Here is an 18,382-nt window from a genome sequence, read left to right on the forward strand (position 1 = left end):
GGAATACGTCAGATTGCGTAGGTCCTGCGTAGTCCTCCGCCAAACTTGCAGAGGCGCACCGTTGCTGGCGCTGCAGCGAACGCCCTCCTATAACGGATGCATGGCCCCGACCAATCTCAAGGAGTCCTTCATGCCGCGCATCCTCGTCTTCTCCGGCAGCAGCCGCCGGGAATCCCTCAATCGCAAGCTGGCCAAGGTGGCCGCGCAAGCCCTGACCGACCTGGGTGGAGACGTCACACTGATCGAACTGGCCGACTACCCGCTGCCGATTTACAACGGCGACCTGGAAGCGGCCGAGGGCATCCCGCCCGCCGCGCGCAAGCTGAAGGCCTTGTTCAAGGAACACCACGCGCTGGTGATCGCCTCGCCGGAGAACAACTCATCGATGAGTTCCCTGCTCAAGAACACCCTCGACTGGATCTCCCGCGCCGATGGCGACGAGAGCGGCCTCGTGCCCTACCGGGACAAGATCGCCCTGCTGCTCGCCGCCTCCCCGGGCGCGCTGGGCGGCATGCGGGGACTGAAGCACCTGCGCGATTCGCTGGAAGGCCTCGGCGTGCTGGTGCTGCCGCAAACCCTGGCAGTCAGCCACGCCGACCAGGCCTTCGACGCCGACGGGCAACTGGACGAAGCCCGCAGCAAGACCCTCCGCAATCTGGCTGGCAAGCTGCTGATCGTCAGCGGCGCGCTGGAAGGCTGACGGCGGGCCCGCCCGGCTCGGCTAGAATCGGGGCAAGTCATTTCGCGTTGCCCTGCGCCGCACTGGCGCGGGCACACCATCACGCCATGTTCGCTCCGTCCCGCCCGATCTATCCCGTCGCAGCTATCCGCGCCATCGAGGCGCTGGCCATCCCCGGCGCCGAACCCCCGCTGATGGAGCGCGCCGGCGCGGCCGCCGCCATGCTGGCCGCGCGCCTCGCCACCGGCGCCGGGCCGGTGCTGGTCGCCTGCGGACCGGGCAACAACGGCGGTGACGGTTTCGTGATGGCCCGCGTGCTGCAGGGCGTCGGACGTCGAGTCGACGTCGCCTTCGCCGGCGACCCGGCCCACCTGCCCGCCGATGCCGCCGCCGCCCACGCCGCATGGCTGGCCGTCGGCGGCACAACCTGCGCCGAGCTGCCGCCGGCCCCGCCGGAAGGCTGGGCGCTGGTGGTGGACGCGCTGTTCGGCATCGGCTTGCAGCGCCCTCTCGCAGGCCGCTACGCCGACTGGATCGACACCCTCAACGCCCAAGCCTGCCCGCGCCTGGCGGTGGACATCCCGAGCGGGCTGGACGGCGACACCGGGCGCCGCCTGGGCCCCTGCTTTGCAGCCACCCATACGATCACCTTCATCGCCCTCAAGCCCGGCCTGCTGACGCTGGACGGCCCGGACCAGTGCGGCGAACTCTACCTCGCCACCATCGACGTGGACGCCGAAACCCTGGCCCCGGCGCCCGGCCGCGAGATCACGCCGGCATTGTTCGCAGCCCGCCTGCAGCCGCGCCTGAGCAACAGCCACAAGGGCAGCTACGGCGACGCGGCGCTCGTCGGCGGCGCGCCGGGCATGGTCGGCGCCGCCGTGCTGGCCGGGCGGGCCGCCGCCCACCTGGGCGCCGGCCGGGTGCTGCTCGGCCTGCTCGACCCGGCCGCGCTGGCGGTGGACATCCTGCGCCCGGAACTGATGTTCCGCGCCGCCGCCGAGCTGCTGGCCGATCCTGCCATCGGCGCCTTCGCGGTCGGCCCCGGCCTCGGCCAGTCGGATGCGGCCCGCGCCCTCGTGCACGACGCGGTGCTGCGCACCACGCCGCTGGTCCTCGATGCCGACGCCCTCAACCTGGTGGCCTGCGACAGCGAACTGCAACAGGCCGTCGCCCACCGCCGCGCGCCGACGCTGCTGACGCCCCACCCCGCCGAAGCCGCCCGCCTGCTGGCATGTACGACACCCGACGTGCAGGCCGACCGACTCGCCGCCACGGTCAGGCTGGCCGCGCAGCTCAATGCGTGGGTCGTGCTGAAAGGCTGCGGCAGCGTGGTCGCCAGCCCCGACTGCGCCTGGTGGATCAACACCACCGGCAACCCGGCGATGGCCACCGCCGGCATGGGCGACGTACTGAGCGGCATCCTCGCCGCGCTGCTGGCCCGCGGCTGGGACGCCCGCGACGCACTGCTGGCCGGCGTCCATCTGCACGGTCTGGCGGGCGATGCGTGCTGCGCCGAGCTGGGCCTCGACAGTGGCCTGCTGGCCGACGAAGTCGCGCCCGCCGCACGGCGCTGCTTCAACCGCTGGGTCCGCGGCGAAGCCTGAGGCACCATATCTTCACGCCCGCGCGAACACGCAGTTCTACATTCCGGCGGAACCTCGGCGCGGCGGCGTACACCAAAGCCGTTCGATCCATTTCCGCCAATCCACGCCCTAAGCCGTGACTCACCCTCCCCAACGCCCTCTGCTGGGCATTGTCCTGGCCCTGCTGGCCGTCGTGCTGTTCTCGACGCTCGACGTGTCCACCAAATACCTCAGCCAGCGTTTCCCGGTGCCGCTGCTGGTGTGGGCCCGCTACACCGTACACCTGCTGCTGATGGTGGTCTTCCTCGGCCCCCGGCTGCGCAGCCGCCTATTCGTCACCCGCCATCCGATGCAGCACGCGCTGCGCTCGGTGCTGCTGCTGATCACCAGCCTGGGCGGCGTCGCCGCCTTTCAACGCATGCCCTTGGCCGAAACCACGGCGATCATCTTCGCGTCGCCGGTGATCGTCGTACTGCTGGCCCGCCCGCTCCTCGGCGAGCGGATCGGTGCGCTGCGCTGGCTGGCCGTGCTGCTCGGCTTCGGCGGCGTGCTGATGGTCGCCCGGCCGGGCAGCGGCCTGGTGATGGACGGCGTGATCTACGCGCTGGTGTCGGCGGTTGCATATGCGCTGTATCAGTTGCTGACCCGCCGCATGGCCGCCACCGAGAGCCCGGTGACGCTGCTGTTCTACACGGCGCTGGTCGGCTGCGGCGCCATGAGCCTCGCCATCCCGTGGCTGGACCACGGCCCCGTACCGTCCTCCACCGATTACACCCTGATGGCGCTGGTGGGCCTGCTCGCCGGCAGCGGTCACTTCCTGCTCACCCGCGCCTTCCGCGAAGCCCCCGCCTCCCTGCTGTCGCCGATGCTGTACGGCCAGCTGCTATGGTCCATGCTGTTCGGCTGGTTGGTCTTCCAGCATCTGCCCGACGCCGTCGCGCTGGCCGGCATGCTGGTCATCGGCGCAGCCGGCGTGCTGATCGCCGTCGATAGCCAGCGCCAGCGTGGCACCTAGGCTTGTCCGAGCGGGAAACGTTTTCGTCTCCATCTGCTCTTGTATTGCGGTCGCTTCATTGCGCTCGAAGCAGGCAAGAACCCGGACATCCAGGTTTTTGCGAAGAAAATACAGAAAGTGCTTGACGACCCCAGGTGGCCTTCCTATAATGCGCTCCTCAACTCACCGGGCGGTTAACTCAGCGGTAGAGTGCCACCTTCACACGGTGGAAGCCACTGGTTCGATCCCAGTACCGCCCACCAGATTCAGTAAATCAGGCGCCTCCGGGCGCCTGATTTCGTTTACGCCTTCTGCGTGCCCGGCAAGCCGGAACCCCCGTCTCCAGCGCAGGGAATCGCCCCTCTCTTCCAGCACCATCACGCAGCGCACCGCGGCACTGATCTTGTGAAGATTCAGTTGGCGATGCACACTTGCATCACATCCGGAGCAAAGGACGGCGCCATGCGAACCACCGTCACCATCGACGACGAGCTGTACGAAAAAGCCCTGTCCGTGGCCGACCCCGACATGGACAAGGCCGATCTGTTTCGTGAAGCCATGAAGACCTTCGTGCGGGTCCAGGCCGCCAAGCGCCTGGCAGCACTGGGTGGGACGATGCCGGAGATGCAGGAAATCGCCCGCCGGCGCACCGACGCCGCCGATCGATGAGCGTCCTGATCGACACATCCGTCTGGGTCGACCACTTCCGCAACGGCAATGCAGCGCTGGCGGAGCGCTTCGGGATCTCTCACCGGCCGGATCTGCACTGACCGGGCACCACGGGTTCGATCCCAGTAACACCCACCGGACGCTGAAAATCGATCACCACCGGGTTACGGTGATCGGCGCACGAGCGCCAATATCCTCACAACGGGCAGGGACAAATCCGGCTCAAGGAGCGGGAAAGGTCGGATACTCCGGGCCATGCCCTGCCTCTTTTCTTCGCCTCCCCGGCGGACATCGCCTGCAGCCCGATTCGTCACCTGCATCCTGGGTCTGCTGGCCTTATGCCTGCTCCTTCACTGTCCGCCGAGCCTGGCTGACAGCGGGCGTACGCGCATCCAGTTCGGCACGGACCTACCCTATGGGGTCTTCGTGGACGAGGGGGGCAAGCGAAGCATCGAAGACATCGCCCAGATGCCCGACAGCATGTTCACACCGACACATGACGGGTTGGCCCTCAGCTATACACGCAACGCGGTGTGGTTGCGTTTCGAACGCCCGCCTGGAGATCAGGCCTGGTGGCTGGAGCTCCAACCCGCCGTGCTCGACTCCGTGCAACTCTACGAAAAGCACGCCGACGGCTGGCGGATGCGCGAGGCCGGCGACCGCCTGCCCTACCGGGAACGGGAACTCGCCCACCGTCTGTTCGCCTTCCGGCTCACGCCGGGCTCCGCACCTCACGCCCCGGTTTTCCTGCGCATCCAGACGACCAGCTCCCTGTATCTGATCGCCCATCTGCGCACACCCGAAGCCTTTATAGAGGATGCCGAAAGCGGCGGACTGTACTGGGGCCTGTACTTCGGTGCGCTGGTCATCGCACTGCTGTTCATGCTGGCGATGGTGGCCATCAACCGCAGCCGGCCCTACCTGGCACTGAGCGTCGCACTGCTGGTGAATGGCGTCTACGTGGCCAATTCCCAGGGCTTCCTGGCGGGCTCCCTGTGGCGGGAGCATCCCCAATGGGGCGACGCCAGCATCGGCATGATCGCGCCGCTGGCCATCGCCAGCATGCTATGGACGCTGCGTGAATTCGTGATCCGCATCAGCGCCCCGCGCTGGCTGGATCGCCTCTACATGCTGGCCACAGCCTATTGCGTACTGATCCCGCTGAGCCTGCTGATCGACCGCTACGGTCCGCTGGTCCGCCTGGCGCTGTTCCTCAACCTGGTAGCCGGTGTCGCGGCGCTGGCCCTGCAACTGCATCGCGTCCTGACCTCCCGCGGGCGCGCCGACGGCGTGCTGGCGCTGGCCCTGCTCCTCTACCTGGGCGCACTGCTGAGTGGCGTACTTCCACTCCTCGGCCTGCTGCCCGCCTCTTCGCTGCAGTTGCTGCTGCGCAACGGCCTGTTCATCCTGTTCGCGCTTCTGGCCGGCGCAGCCCTGCTGCAGGAGGTCCGCCACACCTACGGGAGCCTGCTGGCCGAGAAGACCCGCGCCCTCGAAACCGCCAGCCAGACCGAGAGGCAGCTCGAATCCTGCGTGGCCGAACGCACCCAGGCCCTCGCCGTGGCCAACGGCAAGCTCGCCGACCGACAGGCCTTGCTGCAACAGATCCTCGACACCTCCTTCGTAGCGATCTTCCTGGTGGACCGCCACGGACACATCGCGCTGGCCAACCGGCGCATGGCCGAGATGTTCCGGCGGCCGATGGAGAGCCTGGTGGGCAGCGACTACGCCGACCTGGTGCTGCCCGCCGAACGGGAGCCCGCCCGCCAGCGGGTCCGGGCCCTGCTCGCCAACGAGATCCCGGCGGTGGATGCCGACCGCCAGTACCAGCGCGCCGATGGCAGCGTGTTCTGGGGGCACCTCACCTGCCGCCCCTTCGACAGGGCCGCCGACGCCGGCGTGATCGGCGTCATCGCGGATATCAGCCAGCGCAAGGAAACCGAGGACCACGAACGGCTGCGCGGCCAGATCCTCGAGATGCTGGCCGGCGGCGCGGTGCTGCAGCAGATTCTGACCGTCATGGTCACCGGCGTCGAACGGCTGCACCCGGGCGTGCGCTGCGGCATCCAGTTGCTCGACGGCGAGGGCCGGCGCTTCCACAAAGGCATAGGCCCCAGTCTGCCGGACTTCTTCAACGCATCCTGCGACGGCCTGGAGATCGGCATTGGCGTCGGCTCCTGCGGTACCTCCGCCTTCACCGGCGAACGCGTCATCGTCGAAGACATAAGCTGCCATCCCTACTGGGCACCCTACCTGGACCTGGCGGCGCAGGCCGGACTGGGGGCCTGCTGGTCCCAGCCGATCCGCTCCTCGAACCACCGCATCCTCGGCACGCTGGCCATCTACCACCGCACGGCCCACTCCCCGAGCGGTGCCGACATCGCGCTGATCGAGCAGATGGCCCGCCTGGCCAGCATCGCCATCGAGAAGAGCCAGGCCGAGGCCCGCCTGCGGGAGAGCGAGGAGCGCTACCGCCTGCTCATCGACGCCAGCGCCGAAGGCATCTGCGTGGTGCAGGACGGCTTCATCCGCTTCTGCAATCCAGCCCTGTCCCGGCAACTGGGCTACAGCGAAAAGGAACTCCAGACCCGCCCCTTCGGGGACTTCGCCGTCACCGCCGACGAAGCCCGCATCTTCCGCCTCGACACCGGAGACAGCCCCGGCGACACGCCCGACGAGCGCCACTCGATCCGCATTCTTACCCGCCACCGGGGCGCGCGCTGGTTCGACGTGGGCCGGGCCGGCATCCACTGGAACGAGCAGGCCGCCACCCTCCATTTCTTCATCGACATCACCGAGCGCAAGGAGGCCGAGGACGCGCTGCGCGGGAGCCGGGTGTTCATGCAGGACATCCTCGACTCGGTCCCCAACGAGATCGCCGTGCTCGACCACGCCGGCATCATCGTGATGGTCAATGAAGCCTGGCGCAAGTTCTCCACGCAGAACAGCCGCCAGGGCGACCGCTGCGAACCCAACACCGGTGTCGGTACCAGCTACCTGGACGTGTGCAAGTGCGGCTCCGGGCCCTCCGCCGACCCTACCGCCGACATGGCCCACAACGGCATCCGTAGCGTACTCGACGGACGCCTGCCGACCTTCAGCCTGGAATACCCCTGCGACGGGCCCCAGCAGGAACGCTGGTTCACGATGACCGTCACGCCTCTCGGTGGCGGCCGCCGCGGCGCAGTCGTTGTGCATAGCGACATCTCGGAGCGCAAGCGCATCGAGGAGCAGATCCGCAAGCTCGCCTACTACGACAGCCTGACCCAGCTCGCCAACCGGCGTCTGCTCCACGACCGCCTGGCTCTCGCCCAGGCCACCAGCAAGCGCAACGGCGAATACGGCGCGCTGCTCCTCCTCGACCTGGACAATTTCAAGCCTCTCAACGACGAGTATGGGCACGCCGTCGGCGACCTGCTGCTGGTCGAGGTGGCACGCCGCCTAAGCCACAGCGTACGGGCCGTGGACACCGTGGCCCGCCTGGGCGGCGACGAGTTTGTCGTCGTCCTCGGCGGACTGGATGCCGACCAGGACGTGTCCCGTCTCGAAGCCCTGGCCATCGCCGAGAAGATCCGCCAGTCCCTGGCTCGCCCCTACCGGCTGGCGCTGCAGGACGGCGACGGCGCGGGCACCGTCGAACACCGCTGCTCGTCGAGCATCGGCGTGGCGCTGTTCCACGGCCTGAGCGTCAGCCAGAACGAGATCCTCAAGTCCGCCGACATCGCGATGTATCGCGCCAAGGTCTCAGGACGCAACACGGTCCACCTGTACGAATCCATTCCGCTGCCGGCCGAACGGCCGTCCGGCGGACCGGGCCAGACCGACTGAGGGCCCGGCCGGGCCGCTCAGCTCATCCCGTCCAGCAGCCCCGACACGCGCAGTACGCGCCGCTCCACGGCCCGCTCCAGCACCTTCGAGGCCGGCGCGTCGGCCAGCGTGAACCAGCGCCTGGCGCGGGTGATGCCGGTGTAGACCAGCTCGCGGGTCAGGATCGGGTTGAGCCCGTCCGGCAGCACCAGCGCCGCGTGGGTGAATTCCGAGCCCTGGGACTTGTGCACCGTCAGCGCATACACCGTCTCGACGGCCTGCAGGCGGCTCGGCAGCACCCACTTGACGCCCTGGTTGCCGTCGCCGCTGGGGAAGGCCACGCGCAACTGGCTGCCGCCGCCCTCCAGCGGCAATTCCAGCGTGATCCCGATGTCGCCGTTCATCAGGCCCAAACCGTAATCGTTGCGCGTCACCAGCACTGGCCGGCCGCCGTACCAGCCCTCCTCGGCCGGGATCAGTCCGGCCTCGTGCAACCAGCCGGCAATGCGCCGGTTGAGGCCCTCGACGCCCCACTGGCCGCGGCGCAGCGCGCACAAGAGCTGGAACTGGCCGTGGGCCGCGAGCACCTGCAGCGCCCAGGCATCCAGCACCGCCTGTGATGCGCCGGCAGGCGGACGCTGCTCCGCCATCTGGCGCAGGAAGTGCCGGTAGCCCCGGGGCCTCTCGCCATCGGCGGCGGCCGGCGCGCCGTTGTCACCGTCCGCCACCAGCCGGCGCAGCGCGACCTCGCCTTCGCCGCCGAGCGCGATGCGCGCCAGATCGGCGTAGCCCTGCGCGAACACGCCGGCGACGCGCTCCACCGCGCCGTCGTTCACCGCCGCCGCCAGCTGGCCGATACCGCTGTCGCCGCTGAAGCGGTGGCTGTGGCGCAGCATTGCCACGGCCTGGTCCAGCGGCGTGCCGGCAACGTCGATCAGTTCCGCGCCCATCGACTCGCCGGTGGCGGCTTCCAGCCAGGCGCGGCTGTCCGGCGTGTAATGCCCTTCGCGGGCGCGCCGGCACAGCTCGCCGAGCACCGCACCGGCCTCCACCGACGCCAGCTGGTCCTTGTCGCCGAGCAGGACCAGTCGCGCCGACGGCGGCAGCGCGGCGAGCACGGCGGCCATCATCTCCAGGTCCACCATCGACGCCTCATCCACCACCAGCACCTCGAGGGGCAGCGGATTGCCGGCGTGGTGGCGGAAATGGCGAGTGTCCGGCCGGCTGCCGAGCAGGCGGTGCAAGGTCGTCACCGCCACCGGGATCGCCGCCCGCACCTGCTCGCCGGCCGGCAGACCATCGAGCTTGAGCTTGGCCACCGCGCCGGCGATGGATTCGTTGAGGCGCGCCGCGGCCTTGCCGGTCGGCGCCGCCAGGCGGATGCGCAGCGGGTGCTCGGGCCGCTCGGCCAGCGCCAGCGCCTGCAGCACCGCCAGCAGGCGCACCACCGTCGTCGTCTTGCCGGTACCGGGGCCGCCGGTGACGATCGCGAAGGCGCTGCGCGCCGCCAGCGCGCAGGCCAGCTTCTGCCAGTCCGGCCCGGCCACGCCCGGCGCCGGCGGGAACAACACGTCCAGCGCCCCGCGCAGGGCATCCAGCGGCAAGTGCTGCTGACGCTCCGTCATGTCGGTCAGGCGCTGGCGGATGCCGTCCTGCACGTCCTGCTCGTACTGCCAGTAGCGGCGCAGATAGACGCGCTGGCCGACGCGCACGAGCGGCGTATTGCCGTCGCTCTCACCGCCGGGCCCGCCGCCAACCAGCAGCGGATACTCCAGCGCCGCCAGCCACTGCGCCACAGTCAGGCCGTCGAGCACGTCTGCGGGCAGCGGCGGCAGCTCCGCCCCGTCCGCCTCGCCGGCGCCTTCGGGCGGCAGGGACAGCGCGAAGCCCGGATCGTGCAGCGTGTCCCCCAGATCCAGGCAGGCGTGGCCGCGGCCGAGCTGGTGGCTGGCCAGCGCGGCCGCGAGGATCAACAGCGACGGCGCGGCCGGCGCTTCGCGCTGCAGGAAGTCGGCGAAGGCCGCGTCCAGCGTCCGCAGCCAGCCCTGCTCGGCCCAGCGGGAGAGCAGCGCCTTCATCGCGGCCGGATCGTCGTAGGTACGGAAAGTCATGCGGCCTCCTGGCGGCGGGCGCCGGCGAACAGCGCGTCGAGGGTTTCGATCAACTCCCGCGGCGGGCGCTCGGCGTGGATGCCCCGGCTGGCGGCGCGGCTACCGCGCAGGAACAGGTAGAGGGCGCCGCCCACATGGCGGTCGTAGTCGTAGTCCGGCAGGCGCAGCTTGAGCAGGCGATGCAGGGCCAGCAGGTAGAGCACGTACTGCAGCTCGTAGCGCTCGGCCAGCACCGCGTCGCGCATGGCCTCCGTCGTGTAGGCCGCGTCGTCGTCGCCGAGGCGGTTGGATTTGTAGTCCACCACGTAGTAGCGGCCGTCGTGCTCCACCAGCAGGTCGATGAAGCCCTTCAGCATGCCGTTGAGCTGGCCCTTGTCGAGCACCGGCCGCGCTGCGCCGCCGAGGGTGTGACTGCGCACCAGGGCGTCCAGCGCCGGCAGATCCACGTCATGCACGGCGATCCAGAACTCCATCTCGGCAACGCAATTGGCAAGGCCGGCCAGGGTCAGCGGCGGCGTAGCACCGTCGCCATCGACCAGCGGCAACTGCAGGTAAGCCAGCATCCACTCGGTGAGCGGATCGATCCAGCGTTCCCAGCCGCGCGCCACACAGCGACGGGCAACGGCGTCGCGCAACAGGGCCGGCGCCGCAGCGACGCGGGCGAAGCCCTGCTTGGCGGCCCATTCGAACAGATCGTGCAGGAAGGTGCCGACCGCCGCACCGCGCGGGAAATCGTGCAGTCCGCCCCCCGCGGTCTTGCCGGCCGCCGGCACCGGCGTATCGGCGCGGGCCGTGGCGGCCTCGTGGAAGACGTCTTCCGCCGGCGTATCCGGCCCCTGCCCGGCGCTGCTGTGCAGAGCCGAGTAGCTGGCGATCCACCAGCGCTCGCGCACCGCCCGCAGCGGCTGGCGGGCGGCGCCTTCGACGAGTGCCGTGTCGCGGGCTTGATAGCGCGCCTCGCTGGCTTCCGGCTCGTCGAGCAAGCGGATGCCGTCGGCGGCAGCCAGCTCGGCGAGGCCGCCCTCCAGATCGCCGTCGAGCAGATAGCCAAGGGCGCTGCGCTCCAGCCCGTCCAGCGCCGCGGTGCCGACCCAGGTGGCGTAGCGGGCGCGGGTCAGCGCCACGTAGAGCTTGCGCAGGTCTTCGCCAAGGCGCTCCCGGTCGGCCAGCGCCAGCTGCGCCGGATCATCGCCCTGCAGGGCCAAGTGCAGGTGGCCGGCGGCGTCGTGCCACTTGAGCGGCAGATCGGTGGACTTGGTGGCACGGAAGCTGCACGCGAAGGGCAGGAAGACCAACGGATATTCGAGGCCCTTGGACTTGTGGATGGTCACCACCTTCACCAGATCAGCGTCGCTTTCCAGGCGCACCTGGCGGGTGTCGCCGCCGACCTTGTCCTCGCGGCGCTGTTCGGCCAGGTGGCGGATCAGCGCATGCTCGCCGTCGAGCAACAGGCTGGCCTGCTGCAGGAGTTCGGCCAGGTGCAGCAGGTCGGTGAGGCTGCGCTCCCCCGCCCCGCCGCCGGCCAGCAGGCGGGCCGGCACACGGAAATCGTTGAGCAGGCGGCGCAGCATCGGCAGCACGCCCTGGCGCCGCCAGCATTCCCGGTAGGCGCGGAACTGGTCAATGCGTTCGTCCCAGGCGGTCTCGTCCCGGTTGAGGCCGTCCAGCTCGGTCCAGTCCAGGCCCAGCGTCGGCGTGGCCAGCGCGGCACGCAGCAGGCGGCCGTCGTCCGGCTCGGCGCAGGCGGACAGCCACAGCTGCAGCTCCACCGCCTCCGGGCGCCGGAACACCGACTCCTTCTCAGACAGGTACACGCTGCGTACGCCGCGCACGGCCAGCGCGTCGCGGATCGCCGTGGCCTCGCTGCCGCTGCTGACCAGCACCGCCATGTCGGCCGGGCGCAATCCACGCGCCTCGCCTTTGCCGAAGAAACCGGCCTGCCCCTGCTGGCCGAGCTTGAGCAGACGCACCATCTCGCTGGCGCAGACATCCGCCATCGCAGCCACGTAATCGGTCTTCGACAGCGCCTTGCCGTCCGCCTTCGGCGGCAGCCGCCACAGGTTCAAGGCTGGCAGTTCGGCACCTTCCGCCTGCAGCACGTCGTCGCGGCCATTGGCCTCGGCAGGCAGGAAGGGCACCGGGTTGCCGGCGTCGCTGCGGAACAGGAAGGCGCCGGCCCCGCCGTCGCGCTCTTCGGCCAGCACGAAGCAGCGGTTGGCGGCGGCCACCATCGCGTGGGTCGAGCGGAAGTTGCGCCGCAGCGTGTAATGCCGGCCGGCGGTGGCGGCGCGGGCCGCCAGATAGGTGTAGATGTCGGCGCCGCGGAAGGCATAGATGGCCTGCTTGGGGTCGCCGATGAGGATCAGCGCGGTGCTCTCGTCGTTGGCCGCGACGCGATAAACCGCGTCGAAGATGCGGTACTGCACCGCGTCGGTGTCCTGGAACTCGTCGATCAGCGCCACCGGGAACTGCTCGCGGATCACCTGGGCCAGGCGCGGACCGTTGGGGCCAATCAGCGCCGCGTCGAGGCGGGTCAGCAGGTCGTTGAAGCCCATCTTGGCGTGGCGGGCCTGTTCGGCGGCGAAGCGCTGGGCGACCCAGCCGGCGGCGTGGCGCAGCACGTCGTCGCGGGCGTCGGGCAGCGCGGCGAGCTGAGCCTGGAGGCTGGCGATGGCAGCCAACGCCGCATGCTCGGGCAGCGGCGCCTTGTCGACCTTCCATACCTCCGCCATGCCGTCGGGCGTCAGGCGCGTCCAGCCGGTGTTGAGCACCGGGCTGAGCTGGGCCGGATCGTCCCGCCAGGCGGCCAGCGCATCCAGCCAGGTGTCGTAGTTGTTCTTCTTGAGCTTCGTTCCGTTGATGTGCTTGGCGTCGCGGGCAGCGTCGAGCAACGCACGCAGCTCCTCCACCCAGTCGCTCCACGGCGCTTTCAGTAGTGCCAACTGGCGCTGCTTCTCCGCCTCGGCAACCGCCACGGACGCTGCAGGCGCCGCCGCTTCGCCCAGCAGGTCGGCGTGCAGCAGAAGCTGCTTCACTTCGCCCTGCAGCGCTTCGGGTGCCCCCCACCAGCCATTCACCGCGCGGGCCGCTTCCACGTCCAGCGGGTACATGAAGCTGCGCCAGTAGTCGCGCACCACCTCGGCCAGCAGCTCGTCCTGGTTGGTTTCGAGGGTCTGGGTGAACAGGCTGTCGCTGTCGAAGGCGTGCTCGCGCAGCATGCGGTTGCACCAGCCGTGGATGGTGGACACCGCCGCCTCGTCCATCCACTCGGCGGCCAGCTGCAGCTTGCGTGCGCAGCCGGGCCAGGCTTCCGGCGGATAGTCGGCGCGCAGGTCGTGGAGCAGATCCTTGCCGGGTTCAATGTCCGATACCACCTTGGCCGGATCGGCGAGGAAGTAGCCGGCTGCCTCGGCCAGGCGGGCGCGGATGCGGTCGCGCAGTTCCTTGGTGGCCGCATCGGTGAAGGTGACGACGAGGATCTCCGGCGGCGTCAACGGGCGCCCGAAGGCGGTGCCGTCGGCGCCGTGGCCGAGCACCAGGCGCACATACAGCGCGGCGATCGTGAAGGTCTTGCCGGTGCCGGCGCTGGCCTCGATGAGGCGGCTGCCGGACAGCGGAAAGCGCAGCGGCGCGAGGTCCGCGGGGGTCGAGGAAATCGGGCTCATGCTTGCTCTCCGTCGGCGGCGGCCTTGTCTTTCTTCTTCGCAAAGGTAGCGAGATAGAGCGGACGCAGCAGGCTGGTTGCCAGCCGCGCAAAGTCGCCGTCCTCCGCCAGTGCCGCAAAGCTGGGCCAGGCCCGTTGCAGGTAGGCGCTGGAACCCAGCTCGCCGTCGCTCTGGTAGCCGTCGCCCTCGTAGGCCGTGATCGCGTCCTTGCGGGCCTTGCCCATCGCTTCCGCATCCTCGCAGGGGGCGTGCTTCAACCACGCGAAAGCGGTCTTCACCGCCAGCGGCAGCGGGCGACTCTGTCCGTCCAGCCACGCCGCCAGCAGGTTCTCCAGGTGATGGGCGACGTCCTTCGGGTCCAGCGGCTCGAGCTCCACGCTGCCAGCCTTGCTGACCACCAGCGTGGTCAGCGGCCCGCCGGCCACATGGGCTGCCAGGTGGGCCACCCAGTGGCGGACCAGGTGGTGGCGCTGGTACTGGCCCTTCTTCACCACGTCGCTGCTCTCCAGCACCACGCGGCCGCGATTGCCGGCGGCATCGGTGCGGATGCCGGGCAGCCAATCCTCCATGCGCAGGCCGGTGGCCTTGCTCTCGTACCGCAGCTCCTCATCTTCGCCCGGCTCGTCCGGCCAGCGGTCCAATCCCTCTTCGTAGCGCTGGAACAAGTCGTCCATCGGCTTGGCCAAGTCGGCGGCCATCAACTCGGCAAAGGCCGCGGCGGGCAGTTCGCCGCGCCGGCGCAGGCGGGCCAGGCCGTCCTCCAGCGCTTGCGCCCGGTCCTCGTCGGCGTGCACGGCGGCGGCCTGCAGGCCGATCAGCTCGTTCCAAAGGCTCCAGCGCTGCAGGCCGTCCAGGTCGAAGGGCTCCTGGTCGTCGCTGGCCGGGTCGTCCATGTCGAAATCCACGTGCAGGCGCAGGCGAAAGAACTGCTTCACCGGATCGCGCAAGAAGCCGCCCAGGTCGGCCAGGCGCAGTGGCTCGTCGCGCTGCAGCGGCGGTAGTTCGCCGCCGGTCGCCGGCCGATCGTCGGCGATGCGCCATTCGTCGGCGTAGGTGAACAGCGGCCCGTGCTGCGGATCGGCCGGGAAGTAGTCCGGGCTGAAGGGCTGCAGGCGATGCTCGACGGTCAGCGCCTTGAGCAGCGCGTCCTTGTCGTCCGGCCCTGCCCCGGCCAGCTTCCAGCCGGCGGCCAGATGGTCGCGCAGCTGGCCGACCAGCACCGACGGCGGGCGCACGGTGTTGTCGTTGATGCTGCGCCCGACCCACGAGATCAGCAGGCGCTCCCGCGCCGACAGCAGGGCTTCGAGGAACAGGTAGCGGTCGTCCTCGCGGCGGGAGCGGTCGCCGGGGCGGTAGTCGCGCCCCATCAGGTCGAAGTCCATCGGCACGCGGGTGCGCGGGTAGTCGCCGTCGTTGAGGCCGAGCAGGCAGACCTGGCGGAAAGGGATCGCGCGCATCGGCATCAGCGTCGCGAAGGTCACCGAACCGGCGAAAAAGCGCTGCGACAGGCTGCCGTCGTCGAGTTGAGCCAGCCAGTGCTCGCCAACCACCGCCAGCGGCAGCGGATCGTCCAGGCGGGCCTGCTCGCAGGCCTGCTGCCAGGCCTCCAACGCGGCGTCGAGCTGCTGCAGCGTATAGGCATCGCCACTGTCCTCGGCGTCGAAGAAGTCGGCCAGCAGCTGGCGCAGGCGCTGGCACCAGTCGGGCACGGTGGCCGGGCTGGCGAGCACGCGCCAGCTCGCCTCCAGCCGGTCGAGCAGCGTGGCCAGCGGCCCCAGCAGCGCCGCGTCGAGGCCGCCGATCTCGTCGTAGGGCTCGATGTCCTGCCACGCGCCGCCGGTGCTGCCCACCGCGTAGCCGAGGAGCATGCGGCGCAGGCCGAACAGCCAGCTGTTGCCTTCCAGGGCGACCGGCAGTTCGAGGCTCTGGCGGTGCTCGGCGTGCAGCCCCCAGCGCACGCGGGCGCCGTGGATCCAGCGGTGCAACAGCGGCAGCTCGTCCTCGGCGATGCCGAAGCGGCGGCGCAGGGCTGGCACTTCCAGCAGGTCCAGCACGTCGCTGACTGCCACCCGCGAGGTGGGCAGCCCCAGCAGCTTGTCGATGGCATTGACCAGTGGGTCGTGCCGGCGCCGCCCCTGGTCGGCGATGCTGAACGGGATGAAGCGCGGGTCGCTGGCGTCCATCAGCCCGAACACCGCCTGGATGTGCGGCGCGTAGGCGTCGATGTCCGGCACCATCACGATCACGTCGCGCGGGCGCAGCGTGGCGTCGGCGTTGAAGGCGGCGAGCAGCTGGTCGTGGAGGATCTCCACCTCCCGCTGCGGACTGTGGGCGATGTGGAAACGGATCGAGTCGTCGTCCGGCGCCACCGCCGGCCAGCGGGTCTGCGTTTCGGCCAGCGGGCGCAGGTCGCGGACGTCGTCCTGCAGCTGGTTGAGCAGGCAGTCCTGCCCATGGGGCGCGAACAGGTCGATGCGCTGGCGGATGTCCACGAAGTGCTGCAGGTAGCCTTCGCGGGCACTGTCGCTGTCGTGCTCGTCGAGCAGGCCGATGAAGTCGCGCCCCTGCTTGCCCCACGCCGCCAGCAGCGGATGGGCGTGCAGGTGCAGGTTCTCCTCCGACACCTCGGCCGGCATACCGGCGCGGCGGCGCTGGCGCTGATGGGTGGCGCGCAGCAGGTCCTTGTCGGCGACGATGTCGGCCCAGAAGTGCTCGCAGGGGTTGTGCACGCACATCAGCACCTGGGTCCACCGGGCCAGTGCGGCCAGCACTTCGAGGGACTGACGCGGCATCGCCGAGATGCCGAAGATCATCACCCGGCGCGGCAGCCCGGCCGGCCGATCGGCCTCATCCGGCCAGGCCTCGACGCGGCGCAGGAAGGCCTCGTGCACCGCCGCCCGCCCCTGCCCGGCCAGCGCCCCGCCGTCACCAGCGGCCGCCACGTCATCGAGCAGCGCGCGCCACAGGCTGGCCTGCCAGCGCTGCTCGTCGGGCAGCGGCGGACGCTCGCCGTTAGCGCGGATCAGCACGTCCTCGCCGTCCGCCCAGGCGGCCAGCCAGTCGGCGCGGTACACCTGGTACTGGTCGAACAGGTCGGCCAGGCGCTCGGCGAGCTGGAAGCGCTTGCGCAGGTCGGCGTCGGAAGCCAGGAAGCGGCGCAGCGGCGCGTAGTCCGGCGCCGCCATCACGCCCGGCAGCAGGCGCATCAGGCGCCACACCAGCAGCGGCTTGTCGAAGGGCGAACTCTCCGGCACCGCATCGAAGCCCAGCACCGCCCGGTAGGCCTGCCACAGGAAGCGCGACGGCAGCGACATGTCCAGCGCCGCGGCGATGCCGCAACCGCCGCCGAACTCCCCGTCCGCGTCCTCGGCCAGCGCCAGGCGCAACCACTGGGCGATGCCGTTGCTATGCACCAGCAGGGTCTCGGTCTCCAGCGGCGCCAACGGGTAGCGCCGGCTCCACGTGACCAGCAGGTCGCGCAGAGCTTCGGGGTGATTGCCATGGACCAGCATCAGGCCGGTGGGCAGCGGATTGGCGGTCAAGTCAGTCTCCGGGGCAATGCAGGGATGGGCGCCGGCCGGCCTCAGGCCAGCATGTCGGCCCAGATGTTGTGGGCCCAGGCCAGCGCGTAGCGGCCTTCCTGCTCGCTGGCCTCGGCAGATACGCCGCCGGCGCCGGCCACCGGCAGCACGGTACGCTGGGCCGCGTCGTACTGGTGCACCGAGCTGACGTGGATCACGTGGCTCGCATCGACGAAGCTGTAGCAGGTGTTCATCACCACTGGCGTCGGGTTGGGCGCTTCGCCGGCGAGCAGGCGGAGGATCGCCGCCGCCGCCACCTTGGCGTGCTGGTTGGCCATGTGGCCGGACTTGGGCATCGTCGGCGCCGGGAAGATCGCGTCGCCGAGCACATGCACGCCGGGCGTGTTCACCGACTCGAAGGTCAGCCAGTCGATATCCACCCAGCGGCCGTTGATCAGCTTGAGGCCGGCCTGGGTGGCGATGGCGCCGGCGCGCTGCGGCGGCACCACGTTGAGCACGTCGGCCTGCACGTTCTCGAAGTCCAGCACCGCCCTGCGGCTGGCTGCGTCCACCTCGCGCAGCGCGCTGTTGGGGCGGTATTCGAGAATGCCCTGGTAGCGGGCGAAGGCCTGGGTGAACAGCGCCTTCTTGGAGATGATCTCGGCGTTGGCGTCGAGCACCAGCACCTTGGACTTCGGCTTGGCGCGGCGGAAGTAGTCGGCCACCACGCAGGCCCGCTCGTAAGGCCCCGGCGGGCAGCGATACGGCGCCAGCGGGATGGTCAGCGCATACACGCCGCCATCGGGCATGGTCTCCAGCTGCTGGCGCAGCGCGACGGTCTGGGCGCCGGCCTTCCAGGCGTGCAGGATGTGTTCGCGGGCGGTCTCGCTATCTAGCCCCGGCACCTGGTCGAACTGGAAGTCCACGCCCGGCGACAGCACCAGCCGGTCCCACGACAGCGTGCCACCGGTGGCCAGGCGCAACGTCCGCGCCGCCGGGTCGATGGCGGTCACTTCGTCCTTCATCACCTTCACGCCCCAGGTGTCGCGCAGGCCTTCGTAGCCTAGCGTGATGTCGGCCAGGGTTTTCACGCCGCCGAGCACCAGGTTGGAGAGCGGGCAGGAAATGAACTGTGGATCGCGCTCCACCAGCGTCACGTCCACCGACCCGCCGCTCCACATGCGCAAATACTTGGCGGCGGTCGCGCCGCCGTAACCACCACCGACGACCACCACGTGGGCGCGGGGCCCGGCCGCCAGCGCGCGGCCAGACAGGCCCTGCAGCAGCAACGCACTGCCGGCCAGCCCGGCAGACTTGAGGAAATCGCGTCGATTCAGCATGTCCGCCCCC

9 protein-coding genes and 1 tRNA gene are annotated in these 18,382 nt (G+C 70.0%); 6 read left to right on the forward strand and 4 right to left on the reverse strand.

What is annotated here, in order from left to right; translation table 11 throughout:
- Nucleotides 1–130: 130 nt before the first annotated feature.
- The 6 genes from AC1PPK_RS21605 (at nucleotide 131) to AC1PPK_RS21630 (ending at nucleotide 7,756) form a co-directional block, all read left to right on the forward strand.
- A complete protein-coding gene (locus tag AC1PPK_RS21605) occupies nucleotides 131–700 on the forward strand; it encodes an NADPH-dependent FMN reductase (protein ID WP_481115055.1) in 570 nt (189 codons plus the stop codon).
- Between the two features lie 86 nt (nucleotides 701–786).
- Nucleotides 787–2,286: an NAD(P)H-hydrate dehydratase gene (locus tag AC1PPK_RS21610; RefSeq protein WP_481115056.1), complete on the forward strand. Its 1,500-nt coding sequence runs from the start codon at nucleotides 787–789 to the stop codon at nucleotides 2,284–2,286.
- Nucleotides 2,287–2,401: 115 nt separating this feature from the next.
- On the forward strand, nucleotides 2,402–3,280 hold the full coding sequence (locus AC1PPK_RS21615) for a DMT family transporter (protein ID WP_481115057.1): 879 nt from the start codon (nucleotides 2,402–2,404) through the stop codon (nucleotides 3,278–3,280).
- A gap of 167 nt (nucleotides 3,281–3,447) precedes the next feature.
- Nucleotides 3,448–3,522, forward strand: a tRNA-Val gene (locus tag AC1PPK_RS21620).
- Nucleotides 3,523–3,721: 199 nt separating this feature from the next.
- Nucleotides 3,722–3,928, forward strand: a complete 207-nt coding sequence (locus AC1PPK_RS21625; RefSeq protein WP_481115058.1) for a type II toxin-antitoxin system VapB family antitoxin — start codon at nucleotides 3,722–3,724, stop codon at nucleotides 3,926–3,928.
- A gap of 255 nt (nucleotides 3,929–4,183) precedes the next feature.
- The gene (locus tag AC1PPK_RS21630; RefSeq protein ID WP_481115059.1) at nucleotides 4,184–7,756 is read left to right on the forward strand and encodes a PAS domain S-box protein; all 3,573 of its coding nucleotides are present in this window, start codon (nucleotides 4,184–4,186) and stop codon (nucleotides 7,754–7,756) included.
- A 17-nt stretch (nucleotides 7,757–7,773) separates the two neighbouring features.
- On the opposite strand, the gene recD is transcribed toward AC1PPK_RS21630, so the two are convergent.
- From recD to AC1PPK_RS21650, 4 genes are read right to left on the reverse strand one after another with little or no spacing between them, the layout of a single operon-like run.
- On the reverse strand, nucleotides 7,774–9,846 hold the full coding sequence (recD, locus tag AC1PPK_RS21635; RefSeq protein WP_481115060.1) for an exodeoxyribonuclease V subunit alpha: 2,073 nt from the start codon (nucleotides 9,844–9,846) through the stop codon (nucleotides 7,774–7,776).
- Nucleotides 9,843–13,511 (reverse strand): exodeoxyribonuclease V subunit beta, encoded by a 3,669-nt coding sequence (recB, locus tag AC1PPK_RS21640; protein ID WP_481115061.1) that lies wholly within the window; start codon nucleotides 13,509–13,511, stop codon nucleotides 9,843–9,845. The genes recD and recB overlap by 4 nt, the downstream gene beginning before the upstream one ends.
- Complete coding sequence (gene recC, locus AC1PPK_RS21645; protein ID WP_481115062.1) at nucleotides 13,508–17,053, reverse strand: exodeoxyribonuclease V subunit gamma; 3,546 nt, start codon at nucleotides 17,051–17,053, stop codon at nucleotides 13,508–13,510. The genes recB and recC overlap by 4 nt, the downstream gene beginning before the upstream one ends.
- 41 nt (nucleotides 17,054–17,094) lie before the next feature.
- A complete protein-coding gene (locus AC1PPK_RS21650; protein WP_481115063.1) occupies nucleotides 17,095–18,372 on the reverse strand; it encodes an NAD(P)/FAD-dependent oxidoreductase in 1,278 nt (425 codons plus the stop codon).
- Between the last annotated feature and the right edge of the window lie 10 nt (nucleotides 18,373–18,382).

The organism is Zoogloea sp. JDB1 (assembly GCF_056724025.1).